Here is a 20,755-nt window from a genome sequence, read left to right on the forward strand (position 1 = left end):
CTTGGCATGATAACTTTCCATAAGAGTTTCAAAGATTACATCAGCATTCCATATAGATTACACGATTCGAAGACTATGAAAATAGCTTTATCATCGTTATCCCGCAGTCTTCGCCTCACCAGATTCAACAAGGCTAGATTCGGTATTCTGTTGTAAAGCTTCCTCCTGAGCAATACCTGCATGAACCTTGGGCGTGCCCTCTCCCTCCGTCAAAGCCGGATGGATAATGGCCCGGTATGCCCTGTCGCCGGACAGCGTTCCGCCATCAAGACCAATCAACACTTTGGATGATACGTATTCCAGTCCTCCCAGTTCAATCCGTACCATGTCGGGCTTTAGGGCAAGCATGAATGCGGCCCCCCGGTTGACACCACGGTACGGAACTAACCGCAGACGGTCCTGCCAGTCAAATTCCTCTGCCCCCAGCCCCATAATTAATTTGTCCGGTTCCCCCTCCATCAGCTGTTTGCTCCAGCCCTGGGGCAGATAAGCTTCCCATAGCGCTGCTTCCATCACCATAACGGGCGTGCGCGTCAAGGGATCGCTTAATTGGTTTCCTGTATCGAGCAAACCCACACAGGAAATTTTGGTGCTGCCAATCCATACGGAGACATCACCTAACAGGGTTTCACGGTTCTCGGTTTTACGTTTCGTGGTCTGAACCGCCTTAAATGCGAATACAACTACAAAAAAGGTAATGCATGCAAACCAGAATCCCACCTTCAATTCAAAGGATAGCCCTCCCGATGTCGTATACCATATCCCACTGAACAATTCTCCCGAATTTTGCACCAGATAATGAAATCCGATAATACCTCCGGCTGCGGCAAAATTCACCATATAAAAAGCTCCCAAATGACGAAGGTAACTCTGCAAGCTTGCAAATCCAAAAGCAATCCAGAGCATAATCAATGAAAGTCCAAACTTAATGAGAAAGGTGTACAAAAACGACAATTGCGGGACAAACATCATGACAACATACAGTGCGCCTACCACGGAAGATAACACTAGCCTCCACCATCTTGGTTTGACCCTGCGCATCCAGGCGGTTAACGCCAGCAATATGCCGTCAATGACGAGGTTTGCCAAAAATATGAGATCAATATAAACAACCAGGTTGTTCACCTGCCTAGTCGAAAAATCCACTTCCGTTATGCTTCTGTTGTTTTCTGGGCAATGGGAGATGTTACTAGTATAAAAAGAATAGAATTCAAAGTCTGTCTAAACCTGTGGGCCGATTACAGACTTTTTTTGTCGATGAAGGGCAGTTTTTAGAAACCGGAGCCAAGAGGACTCTCCGCTCGTCAGTCAACCATCTTGATCTTGGGAAAAAACCAGGGGAATATCCATATGTTACGCAGCGTTTGAGCACCTGAACCTTTATTCGTGAAAGTGTGACAGCATCAGCACTATTTACTTCTTACTCTCTTATGGATGGGATGGGATGTGGTATGGCAAGGCTGTGGAGAAAGATAAAAAAAATAAACCTGTCTTCATCAGGATGACGAAGCACAGGCTTATTCGAATTAATCATTATTACGGGAACGATTGCGAAGGAATGTAGGAATATCGAGCTGATCATTGCCGTTCTGATTGCCAAACGGCTTCAGATTCACATTGCTCTTGTCCGTTGCCTGCTGCTGCTGCTGCTGTTGTTGTTCCCCTTGAGGCATTGCAGGGCGACGTCCAGGAGGGATCGGTGAAGGTTTGCTCTCAAAGCCGGTAGCGATCACCGTTACCTTGATTTCTTCCTTCATGCTTTCCTCGATAATCGCACCAAAGATCATGTTCACTTCCGGATCGGAAGCTGAGGTTACGATCTCGGCCGCTTCATTTACTTCATACAAGGAGAGATTGGCTCCTCCTGTAATATTCATGATAACACCACGTGCTCCCTCAATAGAGGTCTCAAGCAGCGGGCTCATAATTGCCTTGCGGGCAGCTTCAGAGGCACGGTTCTCACCGGTAGCCAGTCCAATACCCATCAGCGCAGATCCGCGTTCTGTCATGATGGTCTTCACGTCGGCGAAGTCAAGGTTGATCAGACCCGGTACTTGGATCAGATCAGAAATGCCCTGAACGGCCTGACGCAATACGTTATCAGCTTCTCGGAACGCTTCCAGCATCGGTGTCTTCTTATCCACGATCTCCAGCAAGCGATCATTCGGAATGACGATGAGTGTGTCCACTTTCTCTTTCAATGCTTCAATGCCAAGCTCCGCTTGGGAAGCACGCTTGCGTCCTTCGAACGTAAACGGACGAGTGACAACCCCAACCGTTAATGCCCCGCACTCCTTAGCAATTTCAGCTATGACAGGAGCTGCGCCTGTTCCGGTTCCGCCGCCCATACCAGCTGTAACGAATACCATATCCGCACCCTTCAGGGTGTTCATAATCAAATCACGGGATTCTTCGGCGGCCTTCTTGCCGACATCAGGATTGGCACCAGCACCAAGGCCGCGAGTCAACTTATCCCCGATTTGCAATTTGTGTTCGGATTTAGCAAGATGAAGTGCCTGAGCATCCGTATTTACCGTTATAAATTCAACACCCTGCACACCATTCTCAATCATTCGGTTAACAGCGTTGCTTCCGCCGCCACCTACTCCGATTACTTTTATTTGAGCCAAGCTATCCATTTCAAAATCGAATTCCAACATCTAATCCATCTCCCCCTCAATGTGCGTGGATGGCACGTCCACTGTCGAATGAATCCGCTATATAAACTCGCTGAACATCTTTTTCAGGCGTTCAATAAATCCCGGCTTCTGGCTGGTCTCCTGAGTTGCTGCGACAGGATTTTGCTGCTTCGCGCGATTCACCGGTTTCTTGCTGTTTCCGCTGCTGTTGTTGCTTCCTCCTGTATTGCGTACACGTACATTCCGGATTGCATTATGGAGGATGCCGACTCCGCTGCAGTATCCCGGATCACGAACACCGATAAAATCCGGAACAGCAATCCGTACGGAAGTCGCCAGCTCATTTTGTGCCACCTGCAGCACACCAGGCATGGACATAGTGCCCCCAGTAAGTATATAACCACCAGGAAGCTCACTGTAACCCAAGCGTTTAATTTCTTGGCTTACCAATTGGAAGATTTCCTGAATACGAGGTTCTATGATAGCTGCCAGATCTTCTTGAGTGAACTCCTTGTCCACATTGCTTCCAATTCTCGTCACTTTAAAAGTTACTTCGGGCGCAGCACTCTCAATCAGTGCGCATCCATACTTCAATTTCACCTTCTCTGCTTGATCCGTCAGAGTTCGCAGTCCATATGCAACATCATTCGTAACAAAATCGCCACCAACCGGAAGCGTCGAGGTTGCGGCAATGCTGCCTCCCTCAAACACAGCCAGCGTGGTTGAGCCTGCTCCGACGTCCACCAGTACCGAACCCATCGTTTTCTCATCCTTCGACAAGGCGAGTTGTCCGGCACCAAGCGGAATCAACACCAGATCCTTCACTTTCAGGCCTGATTTCTCCACGCATCGTAACAGATTATGTATTGCCGTTTTGGCGCCAGTAATAATCGTCGCTTCTACCTCAAGCCTCACGCCGATCATTCCTCGCGGATCTGAGATTCCTTCCAAACCGTCAACTACAAACTGTTTAGCAACCACATCGATAATTTCACGATCAGGTGGAAGCGCCACGACCTCCGCTGCCTTCAGCACGCGGTCGATGTCCTCTTCGCCAATTTCTCGATCCTCGTTCGATACTGCCACAACTCCATGGCTGGATTGAAGTCCGATATGATTTCCGGAAATGCCGACATATACTTCGGATATTTGAATACCGACCATACGCTCCGCATGATCTACAGCGCTGCGAATGGATTGTACGGTCTGGTCGATATCTACAATTGCACCCTTGCGAATTCCCTCCGAGTCGGCAGATCCAACTCCAATAATATTAAAGGTTCCATTATTAACTTCCCCAATAATAGCACGAACTTTGGATGTACCGATGTCCAAACTAACAATGATGTCATTGTTGCTCAAGCCCTGGCACCTCCTGTTTTTAGCAAATTAATTTGATAATAAAGAATACATTTCTACTTATTCCACACTCGCAGGTCTTTCCCTCTTTTTTCAACATTTTTTTTACTGCCAACATTTGCTATAACAGGCCGTAAAAGTCATTCAAAAAAGAAGAACCGAAACAAGTTGTCAATACTTTCAATTGTACCATTTATTCCTATTCCTGAGTAGGGGGTTATTGCCCTTCCTCTGACTCTTCTGTAACTTCTTGTTCAAACGGTACATAAGCGTCTGCTTCCAGCATCGTAATCACACCCGGCCGCTCCATTTCGGTAACCTGACTCAGGTACTCTACTTTATCCCGAAGCAGGGAAACCGTAGTGATGACTTCGAATTTGGAACGTGTGTACAACTTGATCCGGTCCGGGAAAGAGACTGTCGGTGAAGGCATGATTTCCGAGATGTCCGAGGTCAAACTATTGGGAATCTCCGCAAGCACTTCACTTAACATAGCCTTGTTCGGGTCCGATGGATCCCACTTGGTCAGGATCGGCTTCTCCACGGCGATACCGCTCGCTGTAACAGGAACGGAAGTACCGCTGGCCAGAATCGCTTGAAGTTCTCCGTTCTCCGACAGCTCATAGGCGACCGTAGGATGCTCCGTAACCGCGATTCGCACCTCACCCGGAAAGCTCTTGACCACTTCAGCCGACTTGATAGTTCCCAGACCCACGAGGCGTTCCTGCACATCTTTAGGCTCTACGCTGAAATATTGGTCTCCTATGCGAAGTCCGCTTTGCTTAGTAAGCTGCTCATTGGTATTAAACGTATTGCCTGTAAAATGAATCTCGGTAACTTGGCTGACCGGCGATCGGAAAAAGAGAATCGTCAGCAGCGCTGCAAACAGCAGCAAAAGAATCCATATAATTTTCCTGGCTGTTTTCGGTTTGGGCTTGTCCTGCTTAAGGACAGGCATATGTGTCTTGGACATATCCACTCTCTCCATAAAGACCTGTTATCCCCTCCTCTGGAGGGGATGCTCAGGACCTCAATTGGCTAAATCAAGCGGTTTGGGCACAGGAGACTGACGATAGATCCGTGCACCTAAACCTTGGAACATGTTTTCAATACGATCATAACCGCGATCAATATGGTGAACTTGCTCCACCACGGTCGTTCCCTGCGCGGCCAAACCGGCAATGACGAGCGCCGCTCCAGCCCGAAGATCGGTTGCCTCCACAGTGGCTCCGTAAATTCTCTGAACACCGCGTATAAACGCATAGTTCAGATCCGTGGAAATGTCTGCTCCCATGCGGGAGAGTTCCTCCACATGTTTGAACCGTCCCTCAAATACCGTTTCTTTCATAACACTAAATCCATCGGCCAAGGACAACAAGACCATGACCTGGGACTGCAAATCGGTCGGGAAAGAAGGATAAGGTGAAGTCACAATTCGTTCAACAGCTTTGGGACGGCTCATACAGCTTATGTTTATTATATCATTGCATACACTGGTTTGAACACCGGCGCGCTTCAGCACATGTATAAGAGAAGTTAAATGAGAGGGATTGGTCTTTGTAAGCGTAACACTTCCCCGGGTGACGGCGGCTGCAATCATGACGGTTCCCGCTACGATCCGATCCGGTATGATCTCATACTCGCAAGGCGTAAGACGCTCCACGCCGTGGATCGTAATCGTATCCGTTCCGGCACCGATAATGTTGGCTCCCATCTTGTTCAGGAAATGCTGAAGGTCTTGAATTTCAGGCTCTCTGGCTGCATTGGTGAGCACCGTTGTGCCAAGTGCCGTTGCTGCTGCCATCATGATATTCTCCGTTGCCCCTACGCTGGCAAAATCGAGATGAATATCCGTTCCGATCAATCGGCTTGCTCTGCAATGGATTTTATCGTTGCTCTCCTCGATTTCCGCACCCAGTGCCTGCAATCCCTGAAGGTGGAGGTCGATCTTGCGTTCCCCGATCGCACAGCCCCCGGGCTGATAGATCGTCACTTCACCAAAACGGGCCAGCAGAGGTCCCATCAAAAAGATGGAGGATCGCATCTGCTTCATTAAATCTTCCGGGACATGAAACGAATTGGCAGACGAGGTATCCACGGTAACCGTCTCCAGCTCATGCTTGCATTTGGAGCCAAGACGGCCAAGAATGCTTAGCATCACTTCAATATCCAGCAGATGCGGGACATTGCTTAATCTTACAGTCCCTTCTGCAAGAAGACTTGCTGCTAGAATAGGTAAAGCTGCATTTTTTGCTCCATGGATACGTATGGTTCCTGATAGGGGCCTTCCACCCTCAATCACCAATTTGTCCAATGTATCACCTCCGAGTTTACCGCTCGCCCAGAACGTACACCTCAGGCACCATATGAATTCCGTTCTTCTCTGAGATGGTTTCCTTGATGCGTTCCATCAAAGCGAGCACGTCCTCTGCTGTCGCTTGACCGGTGTTCTCAATGAAATTGGCATGCTGTAAAGAAACTTCTGCGCCCCCGATCCGTAGGCCCTTGAGGCCAGCAGCCTCAATCAACCTTGCGGCATGGTCGCCAGGCGGGTTGCGGAATACACTGCCTGCGGTTGCGGATTGGAGCGGCTGTGTACGCCGGCGACGGTCCTTGTAAGAGGCCATAACAGCTGAAATTTCTTTGCGGTCTCCTTGACGGAGCCCAAATACCGCTTCAGTCACAATCCCTTTTCGTTCATGCAGAATGGAGTGTCGGTAATCAAACGCCATATCTTTCGCAGCATACGTAACCAATTCCCCTGTTTCCAGTACAATGTCAGCGGACTTGAATATGCGTGACACATCAGACCCATGGGCGCCTGCATTCATGTAAACGGCACCTCCAACTGACCCAGGAATACCTCCGGCAAACTCAAGACCGGCTAATCCTTGTTTTCCGGCCAGAACACTGAGTTTGACAAAAGACAGACTACCGCCTGCAGTTACTGTCTCTCCGTCAAAATGAAGCTCCTCAAATCCCTGACCCAGCTTGATGACCGCTCCCCTAATGCCTTTATCGGCAACTAACATGTTTGAACCGCGCCCGAGTTGCGTCCAATGAATACGATGGGCATGGAGAAGAGTGACCAGTTCCTTGAGCTGTTCCTTGTTCTCAGGAATAATCAGGCAATCGGCTGGTCCGCCTATTTTCCACGTCGTATATTTTGCCAGCGGTTCATTCCATAACACGGCTCCGACATTGGCTTCAGATAGTAGCGATTTCCACTGCTGCATTTTAAATAAACCTCCCTTGACTTTCAAAACCAAAAGGCCATTCCTTCTGCTTAACGAAGGAGATGGCCGCTGTCAGTAATGCCGGCCTCATGGGTGTGTCACGATTATAGAGTATCTTATGTCAGGCTCCATAGGTGTGTGACAATCGCCCAGCCGTTTTAGCGTTTGCCGGTTAACCGGCGGATTTCTTCGACCATAACGGCAGCCGAATCCGGTTTGCCAAGCTTTTTCGAAGCGGCCGACATCGTCTCTCTGGTCGAGCGACTGGTCATAATCTCCTCAAGCTTTCCAAACAGCGTTTCTGCCGTCAAATCCTTTTCAAGTATCATGCTGGATGCGCCCGCTTCTTCCAACTGCCTTGCATTCGCCTCCTGATGGTTGTTGGTAACGTTAGGAGAAGGTATAAGTACAGATGGAATACCAAGCGACGTGATCTCAGCCAGGAACGATGCCCCGGCACGATTCACGATCAGCGAAGTGGCCGCAAGCACCTCCGGCATATTATGAATGTATGGCATGATATGAAGATGATTAGCCATCGTGCCGAGCTGCGCTAAAATGGATTCCCGCGTATTCTCGAAATACGTATCGCCTGTTACGAACACAAAGTGCACGCCAGGCAGCTTATGAAGAAACGGTGCCATGCCCATCATGGCGTTATTGATCGCCTTGGCCCCACGGCTTCCTCCAACGATAAGAACGACTTGAGCTTCCATCGGGATGCCAAGCGTAGCAAATCCACGTTCACGATTGGCGGTTAATACCGTTGTCGCGCGTGGATTTCCTGTATAAACCGTTCTTTTGGCTTTAGGAAAAGAGGATACCGAACCTTCAAAGCTGACCGCGACCGTGTCCGCATAACGGCTGAGGAACTGGTTGGTTAGCCCCGGTATCGCATTCTGCTCATGAATCATGGTCGGTATGCCGAGCTTGGCGGCTGCATAAACGACCGGACCGCACACATATCCGCCTGTACCGATCACGACATCGGGCTTGAACTCCCTCAGCAATGCCTTGGATCGCTTCACGCCTTTGAAGAAACGCATAATCGTTTTGACGTTATCAAACGACAGCTTGCGCCGGAACCCGGTGATGTCAATGCTCTCAAATGGCAGCTTCTCTTGGGGCACCAGTTTGCTTTCCAGGCCGCGCTGGCCTCCAATATATAAAAACTCCGTCTTCGGATCTTCCTTCTCACATTGTCTTGCTATGGCAACGGCGGGGTAAATATGTCCCCCCGTTCCGCCGCCGGTCAATACGACACGCATACCCTTCACCTCGCATAACGGGAAATATTTAATAGAATGCCAAGGGCCGTCAGCATCAGTGTCAGTGAACTGCCCCCGTAACTGATGAGCGGCAGCGTAATTCCTGTTACCGGCATCAAGCCGATAACCACACCGATATTGATCACGACCTGGATGGCGACCATGCCTACGATTCCTACAGCCAGCAGGCTGCCAAAGCTATCCGGTACGGTCATGGCCACTCTCATGCCCCGCCACACCAAGGCAGCAAACAAGAGCAGTACGATGAGGCCGCCAATAAACCCGAGTTCTTCAGCCAGGATCGAGAATATAAAGTCAGTCTGCGGCTCAGGCACATAAGCGTACTTCTGACGACTCATGCCAAGACCGAGTCCACCAAGACCGCCCGGCCCAATCGCATAAAGGGATTGAATAATCTGATAGCCTGCACCCAGCGGGTCAGACCAAGGATCCAGAAACCCGGTAATCCGCTTCAGCCGGTACGGAGCTGCCAGAATCAAGCCTATGAAGCCTGCTATTCCGCCTAAAGCAAGGAAGCCCAGATGCTTCATCCGTGCCCCTGCGGTGAATACGATCATCATCGCAGCTCCCAGCATGACGGCTCCTGTCCCCAGATCCGGCTGCAGCATAATCAGTCCAAATGCCAGTCCAATCAAACCGAGGGGCGGCAGAAGTCCCTTCGTAAACGACGTAATATCGTAGTCCTGTTTACTGAGCCAGCGCGATAGAAACAGAATCATACCGAGTTTCATAAATTCAGAGGGCTGAATGCCAAACGAACTGATGCCAAGCCAGCTTCTGGCCCCGCCGCGCACAACGCCGACACCCGGAATAAGAACGATAACAAGGAGGAAAAAGCAGGCCAGAAGCGCAAGCTTGCTGTACTTCTTCCAGACTCGGAAGTCAATCTTGGATGTGAAATACATCGCAGCAAGGCCCAGACAGGCAAAAAACAGCTGACGCTTCACAAAATAAAATTTATCGCCATAGTCATGAAAAGCGAGCACGGAGCCCGCGCTGTATACCATGACGATTCCGATGGCCAGCAGGGCCAAAATACAGATAAGCAGCCACAGATCGGGCGCCTGGCGGTTCTTGTTCATGGAAAGGCCACCTCGTACATCCTTAGTAGGGGCTTATCCACCCCCCTACTTAAAGGTTATGCACCGCCTCTTTAAAAATGCTTCCTCGTACCTCAAAGGAAGGAAACATGTCCCAGCTCGCACATGCGGGAGATAGAAGAACAATGTCTCCGCTCTCCGCAAGTTCAGAAGCTTTCCGGACAGCCGAGGTCAAGGTTGCGGCGGCGTCCTTCCCATTATCGACGAGTATGATGTCCTTTAATCCCGCTTTGGCTGCAGCATTCGCGATTTTCTCCTTCGTTTCGCCAATCAGTACGACAGCTTTCACCCTTCCTTGCATGGAAGGAATCAAATCCTCGTAATCCGAACCCCGATCAAGCCCACCTGCAATCAATATGATAGGTTCTTTGAAAGAGGTCAGAGCCATATTCGTTGCTTTGGAGTTGGTTGCCTTGGAGTTGTTGTAATAGGAAATCCCCTGAAGCTCGGCAACAAATTCAAGACGGTGCTCGACACTGCGGAAGCTGGACAAAGCACCTTCCAACTGATCAGGCGCAACTCCGGCTGCAATGGCGATCGCACAAGCAGCTAAGGCATTATCCACATTGAATCTCCCAGGCAGTCCGATGTTCTCCACACGGATGATCTCATGCGTAAAACCTTCACCGTCTGTATAAATAATCGTGCGCCCTACATCACCCTCATCATCATCCGAATCCTGCGAACCCGGAGCATACGGCGTCGAAAGGTAAACCCCTTCGCGAAGGGTCTCAGTCATCGAGAAAGGAATAATGCGCGCCTTGATATACGGGACAAGATTTCTGCACACGGGATCATCCCAATTGAGCACAGCGGTATCATCCGCAGTCTGATTGACAAACAGCCTGGCCTTGGAGGAGATATAATCGTCCATTCCGCCATGGTAATCCAGATGTGTCTCCGCAATGTTGAGAAGACAAGCAATGCGCGGCCGGAACTCTTCTGTTCCTTTTAATTGAAAACTGCTCAGCTCTACAACCATCCAGTTGTCCGGAGTTGCTTCCGCAGCTGCCTCGGACAGAGGCGTGCCGATATTTCCGGCTACAATCGGTGACAGTCCTGCGCTCTCCAGCAGCTTGCCCACCCAAGTTGTTGTCGTTGTCTTGCCATTGGAGCCCGTGATCCCTATGATCGGCGCTTCACACAGGTGATAGGCCACCTCGACTTCTGTCACAATCGGTATCTCCAGCTCAAGCGCCTTCCGGACAGGAGGGACGGAATACGGAATCCCGGGATTTTTGACAAGAAGCGCCACACCGGGATCAATCAGGTCATCGGGATGTCCACCACAAATAACAGAAATACCCAAAGCCTCGAGCTCCGAAGCTTCAGGACACTGTTCTCTTTCCTTTCTATCGTTAACGATGACCGAGGCTCCGGCCTGATGCAGTACCTTAGCTACCTGCACTCCGCTTTTGGCCAAACCCAGCACAACGACTTTTTTATCCCGATAATCATCTAGCTGCTTCATATGTTACAACCCCTTGTTGATATAAAGTCCAAGTCCCGCAAGTATCAGTCCCACGGCCCAAAATGTAATGACTACGCGCCACTCCGACCATCCGGACAATTCGTAATGGTGATGGATCGGGCTCATTTTGAATATACGCTTGCCTCTGGTTTTGAATGAGGCAACCTGAAGCACGACCGACAGCATCTCTATGACGAATACCCCGCCGACAACCAGGAATAGCAGCTCGCTCTTGGTTACGATGGCAATCGCACCAATAGCCCCTCCGATTCCCAGAGATCCCGTATCTCCCATAAACACCTTTGCGGGGTGTGCGTTAAATACGAGGAAGCCCAGCACCGCACCGATCATCGCCGCCGCGCAGAATGCCGCTGCAAACGTGGTCGACTGGATGGCTACAATCGCATAGGCTCCAAAAGCAATCGCGCTGACACCGGACAGCAGACCGTCCAATCCGTCCGTGAAGTTGACGGCATTGCTGATGGCAAGCATCATGATGACGATAAACGGATAGTAGAACCAAGGTCCCCAGTCAAAGGACCAGTCGATGCCCGGCACACTGATAGCAGTGCTATGTCCATTGGAGATTAGCAGCCAGCACATAATACCGGAAAACAGAAGCTGTCCAAACAGCTTCTGCCGGGCCGTGAGTCCTAATGACCTGCGAAATACGATCTTAATATAATCGTCAAGAAATCCGATCAGCCCGAAGCCGAGTGTCGCTACGATCAGCACGTAGAAATCCGTATCGACAGGCGAGAATTTAATATAAGTCAGCGTAAAAGCAAGCAGGATGACTACGCCGCCCATCGTTGGCGTCCCCGCTTTTTTCAAGTGGCTCTGTGGTCCGTCGTCCCGGACCTGCTGGCCGAACTTCATCCGCCGCAGCAGCGGAATGAGAAGCGGAGCCGAAATTACCGCAAGTATAAACGCTACACCGATCGTCAGTAACAGCAGTTGAAAATCCATCAGCTCACCCCCTCACTCCGTTGTTGCCGCCAGGCAGGGCCTTCAAAGCATCGACCACGTGCTCCAGCCTCATACCGCGCGAGGCTTTCACTAATACGATATCCTTCTCGGATACGTGCTCAAGCACAGATGCAATCAGCTTCTCTTTATCGGTGAAGGAAAGCACGGCCCCATCAGGGAAGCGCAGCTTTGCTCTCTCCGCCGTATGAACCGACAGCGGCCCGTAGGTAAACACAAGATCCGCATTGTCCGGAGATAAATAGTCTCCTATCTCCGCGTGGAACTCCTCTTCCCGCTGACCAAGTTCCAGCATGTCCCCGAGAACGGCGATCCGTTTGCGATAGCCTTTCATATCGCCCAGCACATCCACAGCCGCCTTGACCGCCGTCGGACTTGAATTATAGGCATCGTTCAGCACAGTAACCCCAAACGGGGTCTCCACCGCTTCAATTCGCATGCTGGACAGCTTCAAATTGGCAAACCCGCTGCGAATGGCTTCATCGCCGATACCCAAATGAGCGGCAACCGCCATCGCCGCGAGTGCGTTAACCACGTTGTGACGCCCGAGAAGCGGCAGGCTGAAGCCTTCTCCTGCATGTCGGTTCGACGTGAAGATGATGCCTCTGGCATGAAACATCAATCCAGTGGGGTAATCGTCGTTAGTCTCCTGATTCCCAAACGTAAAGATGTTCAACCCCTCCGGCTTCACCGTAGACTCTTCCGCAAGCACCTGATCGATCAACGGTTCGTCTCCATGGTAGATCAGCAATCCGCCTGGCTTCATGCCGCTGATGATCTCCAGCTTGGCGCGAGCGATTTCCTCCCGGGAACCGAGCTGCAGCATATGGGCTTCGCCAATATTGGTAATCACGGTCATATCCGGGCGTGCTATGGTCGAGAGCAGTTCGATCTCATGCCGTCCACTCATACCCATCTCAAGCACGATGATGTCGGTATCTTCTTTCATGGCCAGTACGGTCAGCGGAAGTCCGATATGGTTGTTGTAATTGCCTTGTGTCTTGTGCACTTTATACGTGGTCTCTAGCAGCGCAGACACCATGTCCTTAACCGTGGTTTTACCATTGCTGCCGGTAATTCCGACCACCTTCGCACTGGTCTCCGATAAATACGCCGCAGCCAGCGATTGAAGCGCCGTCAATGTATCCTCAACGAGAATGAGCGGCAGATCGGGAACAGGCTGATGATCCCGCTGCCAGAACGCCGCGCCCGCTCCGCTTGCAAGCACGCTTTCGGCGAACTCGTGTCCGTCAAACTTCTCGCCCACAATCGGAACAAACAGATTGCCAGGCTGTATGGTTCGGGAGTCAGTACCGACTCCTTGAATGATGATGTTGGCATCTTGGTTACGTGAGAGCGTGCCGCCGCACAGGTCGGCGATGCTCTTTAATGATTTATGGATCACTTTTGTCTGCCCCTTATCGCGTCTTTGGCTACGATGCGGTCGTCAAAATCAAGCACTTCGCCCGCAATCAACTGGTAGGTCTCATGACCTTTCCCCGCAATCAATACTACATCGCCCGGGCTTGCCATTTCAATAGCCTTTTCAATCGCCTTCCTGCGATCAACAATGAGATTGTAGCTTTCTGCTGCCACTCCGTCCTCAATCAAGCCGGCTTCGATATCCTTCAGAATCAAATCCGGGTCCTCGGTACGCGGGTTATCGGAAGTCACCAATACAACATCGCTATATTTCGCGGCAATTTTGCCCATGATCGGCCGCTTGGTCCGATCCCGGTCACCACCGCAGCCGAATACCGTGAGCACACGGCCTTCCGCGAATTCATTAACGGTACGAAGCACGTTTTCGAGACCGTCCGGCGTATGCGCATAATCCACGATTACAGCGTACGGCTGGCCCTCATCCACAACCTCCACGCGTCCATCCACTCCGGGAACGGACTCCAGGCTGCTCTTGATGTCCTCAAGCGGCACGCCCTCGAGAAGCGCTGCAGCGATGGCTGCCATCGCGTTATATACATTGAACTTCCCTACCATGCGAATCGAAATATCTGCGCTGCCACGGAATGTGTCCACATGGAACGAGGTGCCTTGAGCAGTGATCGATATGTTGCTGGCCCGCACATCCGCATCTTCTCCCAAACCGTAAGTAATTACTTCGGCAGCGGTAATCTTGGCAAAATAAGCGGAAGCATCATCATCCGCATTCAATACTGCATATTTGCGCGATTTTTCATCCTTGGCAAAAGCGTTGCCCAGCCGGGAGAAAAATAACCCTTTCGCTCCGCGGTACTCTTCCATGGTGTGGTGATAGTCCAGATGATCCTGCGTCAGATTCGTGAATATGGCGGTCCGGAAATCCGTCCCCTTCACCCGGCCCTGCTCAAGTGCATGCGAGGATACCTCCATCACACAGCACTCGGTGCCTGCGTTAGCCATGTCGTTCAAGTAACGCTGAAGCTCCAGTGCCTCCGGTGTCGTTCTCGGCATCGGGAAAGACTGATTGCCGTATTTCATCTGAATCGTTCCGATCAGTCCGGTCTTCAGGCCGTGGTCGTTCATGATCGTCTCAATCAAATACGTTGTAGTGGTCTTGCCGTTCGTTCCGGTTACACCGATCATCTTCATGCGGGCGCTCGGCTGATCGAAAAAGGTGTTAGCCAAGCCTGCCATCGCAAAACGGCTGTCTTTTACGATAACCTGCGGAAGATCAACCTCGAGCTTACGCTCAACGACGAGTGCGGCTGCGCCTTTCTCCGCGGCCTGGGCAGCAAACAGATGTCCATCTACCGTATGACCCGGCAAGCAAATGAACAAATCCCCCGGTTTCACTTGTCTGGAGTCCGTTTCAATCCCCGTAATTTCAACATCTCCGGATCCATCGATCACAGCAGCAGCCAACACGGATGATAATTGCTTCAATTTCATTGTTATCCCTCTCTCTATATATCTGCATCATCCGACCCGCTTGCCGGCTGGATGATGCCATTAATGTTCGTGTTTCGATTCCTCGGGGTCTTCACCCATATAAATCCGAATGGTAGAGCCTCGCTCCACCCGGCTTCCCGGCTTTGGCGCCTGGGAAATGACCGTATTGCCGGTCCCGGACCTAGCCAGCATGAAATTCATATTCAGATCCTCATACAAATCCTGAACCGTCGCCCCGACCAGGTTCGGCACGGTCACCGTTGGTGTCTCGCCGTATTTGTACTCGCGGGCAAGCTGATCTTTACGCGGCGGAACATTCATGTAGTGCAGTGCATCCTCCAGAATGTTCTGCACGATGGGAGCAGCCACGACGCCACCGAACTGAATGCCCTTCGGGTTGTCAACGGCTGTGTAGACCACGATCTCAGGGTCGTCCGCAGGTGCAAACCCGATAAAGGATACGATATGCTCCGTTGACGAGTAGCGTCCATTAATGACCTTCTGGGCGGTTCCTGTCTTCCCGCCGACTCGATAGCCGTCGATGAAAGCCGGGCGACCGGTTCCCTTGGCTACGACGCTTTCCAGCGCCTCGCGCACCTGCTTGGATGTTTCTTCCGAGATTACTTGTCGGACGAGCTCCGGCTCGATTTCCTCAACCGTCTCCCCCGTCTCCGGATTGATCCACGCCTTGGCTACGTGCGGCTTGAACAATTTACCTCCGTTAATGGCAGCAGATACTGCCGCAACCTGTTGAATCGGTGTAACCGATACCCCTTGGCCAAACGCCGTTGTGGCCAGCTCAACAGGCCCGACTTTATCAAGCTTGAACAGGATTCCGTTCTCTTCTCCGTTCAAATCAATGCCCGTCTTCGCTCCAAAGCCAAAATCGCGGATATACTGGAACAGACTTTCCTTACCCAGTTTCTGGCCCAATGCCACAAAGCCCGGGTTACAGGAGTTCTGCACAACCTCCATGAAGGTTTGGCTGCCATGACCGCCTTTTTTCCAGCAGCGCAGTCTCGCTCCTCCAACCTCCACGGCACCACCGTCGAAAAAGTGATCGTTCTTCAGATCCACCTTGTCCTCTTCGAGCGCAGCAGCAAGTGTAATAATCTTGAACGTCGAGCCCGGCTCATAGGTCATCCAGATCGGTAAGTTGCGATTATAAGTCTCGGCCGAGAAATCCTGGTAGCTGGCAGGTGAGTATCCCGGCCTGCTAGCCATCGCCAATATCTCTCCTGTCTTGGGATTCATGGCAATTGACCAGGCTCCATTGGCCTGATACTTCACCATGGCCTGATCCAGCTCCCGCTCCATGATGGACTGAATCGATTTATCAATCGTTAACTCTAAATTCAGTCCGTCACGAGGCTCCACGTATTTTTCTGAAGAGCCGGGCATGATTCTGCCGCCTGCATCGGACAGATAGGATATTCCGCCATCGAACCCTTTCAGCTTGTCTTCATGTTTGGCCTCAAGGCCGGTAAGTCCCTGGCTGTAGGCCCCCGTAAATCCTAATATATGGGCGGCCAGATCGCCATAGGGGTAATAGCGCTTGTTATCCTCAGCAACAACGATACCCGGCAGCTTCAAATCACGAATTTCCTGAGCCAGCTCCATCGTAATTTTTCGTCCACCGGGATTTATCCGTTCCAACCTCGAACGTTTGGTAATCTTCTTCTTGATATCGGCTTCATTCATGCCAATAAGCCCTGCCAATGTTTTGGCTGTATGGTCCGGATCCTTGACTTGTACAGGAATCGCCCAAATGGTCGGTGTTGTTATATTCGTAACCAGTGCGGTCCCATTACGGTCCAGTATTTCGCCACGCTGTGCCGCAAACGGAATATCACGGCGCCACAGATCCTCCGCCTTCGCCGACAGCTCCGCACCTTTCCCGATCTGCACATAGGCTAGTCTGATGATCAGTGCAGAGAATAGCAGGAGCAGCAGCAGCAGGCTCCAGAGCAGCCGTCTCCGCTGAGATACCTTGGATACTTTCACCTAAGCTTCCCTCCCCGTTTGAACCCGAAAGCTCATGAAATGCGTTCTTCACATGAGTATTCGGGACAACCTTGGGTTAGAACAAGCTATTCCCCGTCTGCCTTACCTTCAGTTTCACCTTCGCCGGTTGCTCCGGCTTCGTTATCCGCAGGAGGCTCGGCTTCATCCTCCGGGGTATCGGTTCCTGTTAACAATTCCTCCGCGGATTTAAGTGTTAATTGCACGATTCGCTGACCATTCTCCTTGGCTTCCAGTTGGGAAGCAACGTAGCCCTCGCCCTGAACGTTAACCTTTACTTTCATCAAGGTGAGCACTTCCATTGCATCCCTTAGCGATTCGCCCTCTAAATTCGGAATTTCCATCGTCGGACTATCCTCTGTAAGAAGATAAATACGCTGTCCTGCACTAACGGTAGCTTTTGGAGGCGGGTATTGCTCCTTCACCATGTTCCCATTGCCTAAAGTCTCAAATGCTACTCCATCCTTTAGGAGTTTAGCTTTTACTTCGCTGAGCTTCATCCCCGTAAAGTCTGGTGCCTCAAGGGAATCCTTCGCAGACGTCACTGGATTCGATTTTTCTTTATCCGGTGTACTGTTCGATTTGGGAACGCCCCAATAATTCAATGTTTTGGAGACAATCTCTTTAAATATAGGTGCCGCCAGCGCACCGCCGCCCTTTTCCACGTTCGGTTCGTCGATAATGACCAGCACGGCAATTTTCGGATTCTCAACCGGAGCGTACCCGATGAAGGAAACCACCTGTTTCGAACGATCCTTGTATCCGCCACCGGATTTTATGGCCGTACCGGTTTTGCCCGCAACACGGTAGCCGTCAATATACGCCCGTCTCCCTGTACCATTTACTTGATCAGCTACGACCTGTTCAAGGTATGTCCCTGTTTCTCTTGCAGCTTCAGGAGTGATGACCTGCCGCACAACTTCCGGCTCAATTTTCTGAACCTTGCCCGTGTTGGGATCTTCGATCTCCTTCACCATATGAGGGACCATGAGCTTGCCTCCATTGGCAACGGCCGAAATGGCCGCAATCTGTTGAATAGGCGTTACAGATACGGCATAACCGTAGGTCATGGTTGAAATATCGGAATCATAAGTCATATTCAAGGTACCCAAAACTTCATGCGGGAGATCGATATTCGTTTTCTCCGTAAACCCGAAATCCCGAATATAGTTCGTAAATCGCTCCTTACCGAGCATTTCGTAGCCCAATTTTACAAAAGCGACGTTACTCGACTTCTTCACGCCTTCCAAGTAGGTGATTGGACCCCACCCTACGCTGTTAATGTCGCGGTGGGTTCTTCCCCCCGCTCTTATGGATCCAGATTGATAAATGGCACCCGGGTTAAACAGCTTCTCCTGCACGGCACTGGCCAGCGTTACAATCTTGAAGGTCGATCCCGGCTCATATATGGACCGCACAGCATGATTATTAAAATTCTTTTGATTCCATTCCGAATATGTATTGGGATCAAAAGTTGGCATATTGGCCATTCCCAGTATTTCCATCGTGTTCGGATCCGCCGCGATCACCGTCATACTGATTGGTTTATACTGGTTATACGTCTCGCGCATCGCTTCCTCGATATAATACTGGATTGTATCGTCCATCGTCAGCACTAAATTTTTCCCATTTATCGCAGGCTGGTATAACTCATCCTCGCTCGGGAGCTTGATCCCTTTCTTGTCGCTCTTGTACGCAGCGAATCCGTCGGTTCCCTTCAGATCCTCATCATAGTATTGCTCAATACCCCCGACAGCCTTACCCTGACGCTCGGTATATCCCAGGATATGCGCAGCCAATGTCTTCTGGGGATAATAGCGTTTTGACTCTCTTTGAAAGCCGATGCCCGAATCCGCCACTTTACCGGCAGCCTTTAATTTTTGGTTCAAGCCATCACTAAATTCTTTAACCTCGTCCTTCTTCTCCTGATCGATTTTCCATCCTTCATTGCGGACTTCCCGGCCCTGGAGGTACTCACCTTTTTCATTTTTGGCCTTGACCAGTTTACGGAGCTCATCCTCATCCTTGCCGAGAATTTCATGCAGCCCCTTTACCACCTCGTTCTCCAAGCCGTTAGCTTGAATGACGGCCGGGTTCAGAACAACCGTAAACGCAGGGGCATCCATGGCCATGATATCGCCGTCCCGATCCATAATCGTCCCGCGCGTTGCGGGAAGGTCCTGTTTGCGCAACCATTTCGACACGGCTTGTTCCTTCCAAAAATCGTTGTCAATGACCTGCAGCCAAAACACCCGACCAATCAATAAAGCAAAAAAGAGGGTTATACATCCCCCTATTAGCACGGTACGCAGTTTAATTTTTTTTATCATCGGTCAAAACCTCACACTTCAATCATTTTGTCCCGAGTCTGAATCCTGTGTCCCGGTTGATCCCGAGACGGGTGATAGATGGATCGCGTTGTCATCCTCAATAGGCACATAACCAAGCTCTTTGGCCTTCTCCAATACTTGCGTCTCCAGTGTCTGCTTCTCAACCTGAAGCTGATTGATATTCCGTTTCGCTTCTACTATCTTATTGTCCGTATCATGAATCTGTCGGTTCAAATCATAAGAATGAACATGGCTCATGCCGATGACGCCCATGACAACAACCACGAACACCACGGACAACAAATACAGCAGCTTTTCTTTTTGGGGAAGCTGGGAACGACGTTTAATGACTTTCGTCTTCTCGAGATAAGCGGACTGCTGCTGCGTTTCCTTCTGTCTCTCCTGTACGGCTAAATTGCCGCGCGTGTAAGCCATGGCTGATTCTCCTTCTTCAGGGATTTTACGTTCTACAGTTTCTCCGCAATCCGCAGCTTCGCCGATCGTGCTCTTGGATTACTCTCAATCTCTTCCGCTGAGGGGATGAGCGGTTTACGGTTAACCAGCTTCAGGTCACCTTGGCCGCCTCCACATACACACATCGGAAAATCAGGAGGGCACGTGCACTTGGGAATGTAACTGTTGAATATCTGTTTGCATATCCGATCTTCGAGCGAGTGGAAAGTGATGACGGAGACTCTACCACCTGGTGCAAGACATCTCACGGCTTGGTGAAGCGCGTCTTTGAATGCACCGAGCTCATCATTTACCGCAATGCGAAACGCTTGAAAGCTGCGTTTAGCTGGGTGGCCGCCCGTTCTCCGAGCTGCGGCTGGAATCCCTTCCTTTATCATTTCGACAAGCTCTCCGGTTGTGTGAATAGGACCCTGTACCCTTCTTTCCACAATAACCTTCGCAATTCGCCTTGAAAATTTTTCTTCGCCGTATTCGTACAATATTCGTGCGATTTCCTGTTCCGGCCATTCGTTTACAATCTTGGCTGCCGTAAGCTCAGCGGATTGATCCATCCGCATGTCCAGCGGGGCGTCATGATTATAACTAAACCCTCTCTCCCCCTCATCGAATTGCGGAGAAGATACGCCCAAATCGAACAGTATACCGTCAACTTGTGGCTGCCCGTTCTCGTCAACTCCCACTTCGCTTCGGAGCACCTCCTCCAGATCGCGAAAGTTAGTTTTGACAAGGGTAATCCGGTCCACGTAAGGCTTCATGACTTCCCTGGCATTGTTCAATGCCCAGTCGTCCTGATCCAGTGCGATTAACCGGCCATTCGAACTTAGTTGGGAAGCAATGAGCGAGCTGTGCCCTGCTCCCCCGAGCGTACAGTCAACATATATACCGTCTGGTTTGATGCGCAGCCCTTCTGTCGCTTCTTGCTTAAGCACTGTGATGTGATGGAACAAAGCTGCAGCCCT

16 protein-coding genes are annotated in these 20,755 nt (G+C 50.8%); all 16 read right to left on the minus strand.

What is annotated here, in order from left to right; all coding sequences use genetic code 11:
• Positions 1-96: 96 nt before the first annotated feature.
• The 16 genes from spoIIGA to rsmH all read right to left on the minus strand — a co-directional run bounded on the left by spoIIGA (position 97) and on the right by rsmH (position 20,743).
• A complete protein-coding gene (gene spoIIGA / locus WDY75_RS22195; protein ID WP_082834392.1) occupies positions 97-1,116 on the minus strand; it encodes a sigma-E processing peptidase SpoIIGA in 1,020 nt (339 codons plus the stop codon).
• Positions 1,117-1,526: 410 nt separating this feature from the next.
• Positions 1,527-2,660 (minus strand): cell division protein FtsZ, encoded by a 1,134-nt coding sequence (gene ftsZ / locus WDY75_RS22200; protein ID WP_063478974.1) that lies wholly within the window; start codon positions 2,658-2,660, stop codon positions 1,527-1,529.
• Positions 2,661-2,717: 57 nt separating this feature from the next.
• The gene (ftsA, locus tag WDY75_RS22205) at positions 2,718-4,001 is read right to left on the minus strand and encodes a cell division protein FtsA (RefSeq protein WP_006209083.1); all 1,284 of its coding nucleotides are present in this window, start codon (positions 3,999-4,001) and stop codon (positions 2,718-2,720) included.
• Positions 4,002-4,215: 214 nt separating this feature from the next.
• Positions 4,216-4,971: a cell division protein FtsQ/DivIB gene (locus WDY75_RS22210; protein WP_040680456.1), complete on the minus strand. Its 756-nt coding sequence runs from the start codon at positions 4,969-4,971 to the stop codon at positions 4,216-4,218.
• Between the two features lie 57 nt (positions 4,972-5,028).
• Positions 5,029-6,312: a UDP-N-acetylglucosamine 1-carboxyvinyltransferase gene (gene murA / locus WDY75_RS22215; RefSeq protein ID WP_006209081.1), complete on the minus strand. Its 1,284-nt coding sequence runs from the start codon at positions 6,310-6,312 to the stop codon at positions 5,029-5,031.
• A 16-nt stretch (positions 6,313-6,328) separates the two neighbouring features.
• Positions 6,329-7,234 (minus strand): UDP-N-acetylmuramate dehydrogenase, encoded by a 906-nt coding sequence (gene murB / locus WDY75_RS22220; RefSeq protein ID WP_006209080.1) that lies wholly within the window; start codon positions 7,232-7,234, stop codon positions 6,329-6,331.
• Between the two features lie 158 nt (positions 7,235-7,392).
• On the minus strand, positions 7,393-8,502 hold the full coding sequence (gene murG / locus WDY75_RS22225; protein ID WP_063478973.1) for an undecaprenyldiphospho-muramoylpentapeptide beta-N-acetylglucosaminyltransferase: 1,110 nt from the start codon (positions 8,500-8,502) through the stop codon (positions 7,393-7,395).
• A gap of 5 nt (positions 8,503-8,507) precedes the next feature.
• Positions 8,508-9,605, minus strand: coding sequence for a stage V sporulation protein E (gene spoVE, locus WDY75_RS22230; protein WP_006209077.1), 1,098 nt, complete (start codon positions 9,603-9,605; stop codon positions 8,508-8,510).
• A 49-nt stretch (positions 9,606-9,654) separates the two neighbouring features.
• Positions 9,655-11,094: a UDP-N-acetylmuramoyl-L-alanine--D-glutamate ligase gene (gene murD, locus WDY75_RS22235; RefSeq protein ID WP_063478971.1), complete on the minus strand. Its 1,440-nt coding sequence runs from the start codon at positions 11,092-11,094 to the stop codon at positions 9,655-9,657.
• Positions 11,095-11,097: 3 nt separating this feature from the next.
• A complete protein-coding gene (mraY, locus tag WDY75_RS22240; protein ID WP_063478970.1) occupies positions 11,098-12,063 on the minus strand; it encodes a phospho-N-acetylmuramoyl-pentapeptide-transferase in 966 nt (321 codons plus the stop codon).
• 4 nt (positions 12,064-12,067) lie between these two features.
• Positions 12,068-13,486 (minus strand): UDP-N-acetylmuramoyl-tripeptide--D-alanyl-D-alanine ligase, encoded by a 1,419-nt coding sequence (gene murF / locus WDY75_RS22245; protein WP_063478969.1) that lies wholly within the window; start codon positions 13,484-13,486, stop codon positions 12,068-12,070.
• The gene (locus tag WDY75_RS22250) at positions 13,483-14,970 is read right to left on the minus strand and encodes a UDP-N-acetylmuramoyl-L-alanyl-D-glutamate--2,6-diaminopimelate ligase (RefSeq protein WP_006209073.1); all 1,488 of its coding nucleotides are present in this window, start codon (positions 14,968-14,970) and stop codon (positions 13,483-13,485) included. The genes murF and WDY75_RS22250 overlap by 4 nt, the downstream gene beginning before the upstream one ends.
• A 60-nt stretch (positions 14,971-15,030) precedes the next feature.
• On the minus strand, positions 15,031-16,974 hold the full coding sequence (locus tag WDY75_RS22255) for a stage V sporulation protein D (RefSeq protein ID WP_063478968.1): 1,944 nt from the start codon (positions 16,972-16,974) through the stop codon (positions 15,031-15,033).
• 86 nt (positions 16,975-17,060) lie between these two features.
• The gene (locus tag WDY75_RS22260; RefSeq protein WP_063478967.1) at positions 17,061-19,322 is read right to left on the minus strand and encodes a penicillin-binding transpeptidase domain-containing protein; all 2,262 of its coding nucleotides are present in this window, start codon (positions 19,320-19,322) and stop codon (positions 17,061-17,063) included.
• Positions 19,323-19,340: 18 nt separating this feature from the next.
• Positions 19,341-19,757 (minus strand): hypothetical protein, encoded by a 417-nt coding sequence (locus tag WDY75_RS22265; protein ID WP_063478966.1) that lies wholly within the window; start codon positions 19,755-19,757, stop codon positions 19,341-19,343.
• 32 nt (positions 19,758-19,789) lie between these two features.
• Positions 19,790-20,743: a 16S rRNA (cytosine(1402)-N(4))-methyltransferase RsmH gene (gene rsmH / locus WDY75_RS22270; protein ID WP_036637877.1), complete on the minus strand. Its 954-nt coding sequence runs from the start codon at positions 20,741-20,743 to the stop codon at positions 19,790-19,792.
• Positions 20,744-20,755 lie beyond the last annotated feature (12 nt).

Origin of the sequence: Paenibacillus glucanolyticus, assembly GCF_037333485.1 — a bacterium.
Classification (GTDB): Bacteria; Bacillota; Bacilli; order Paenibacillales; family Paenibacillaceae; genus Paenibacillus_AQ; species Paenibacillus_AQ glucanolyticus.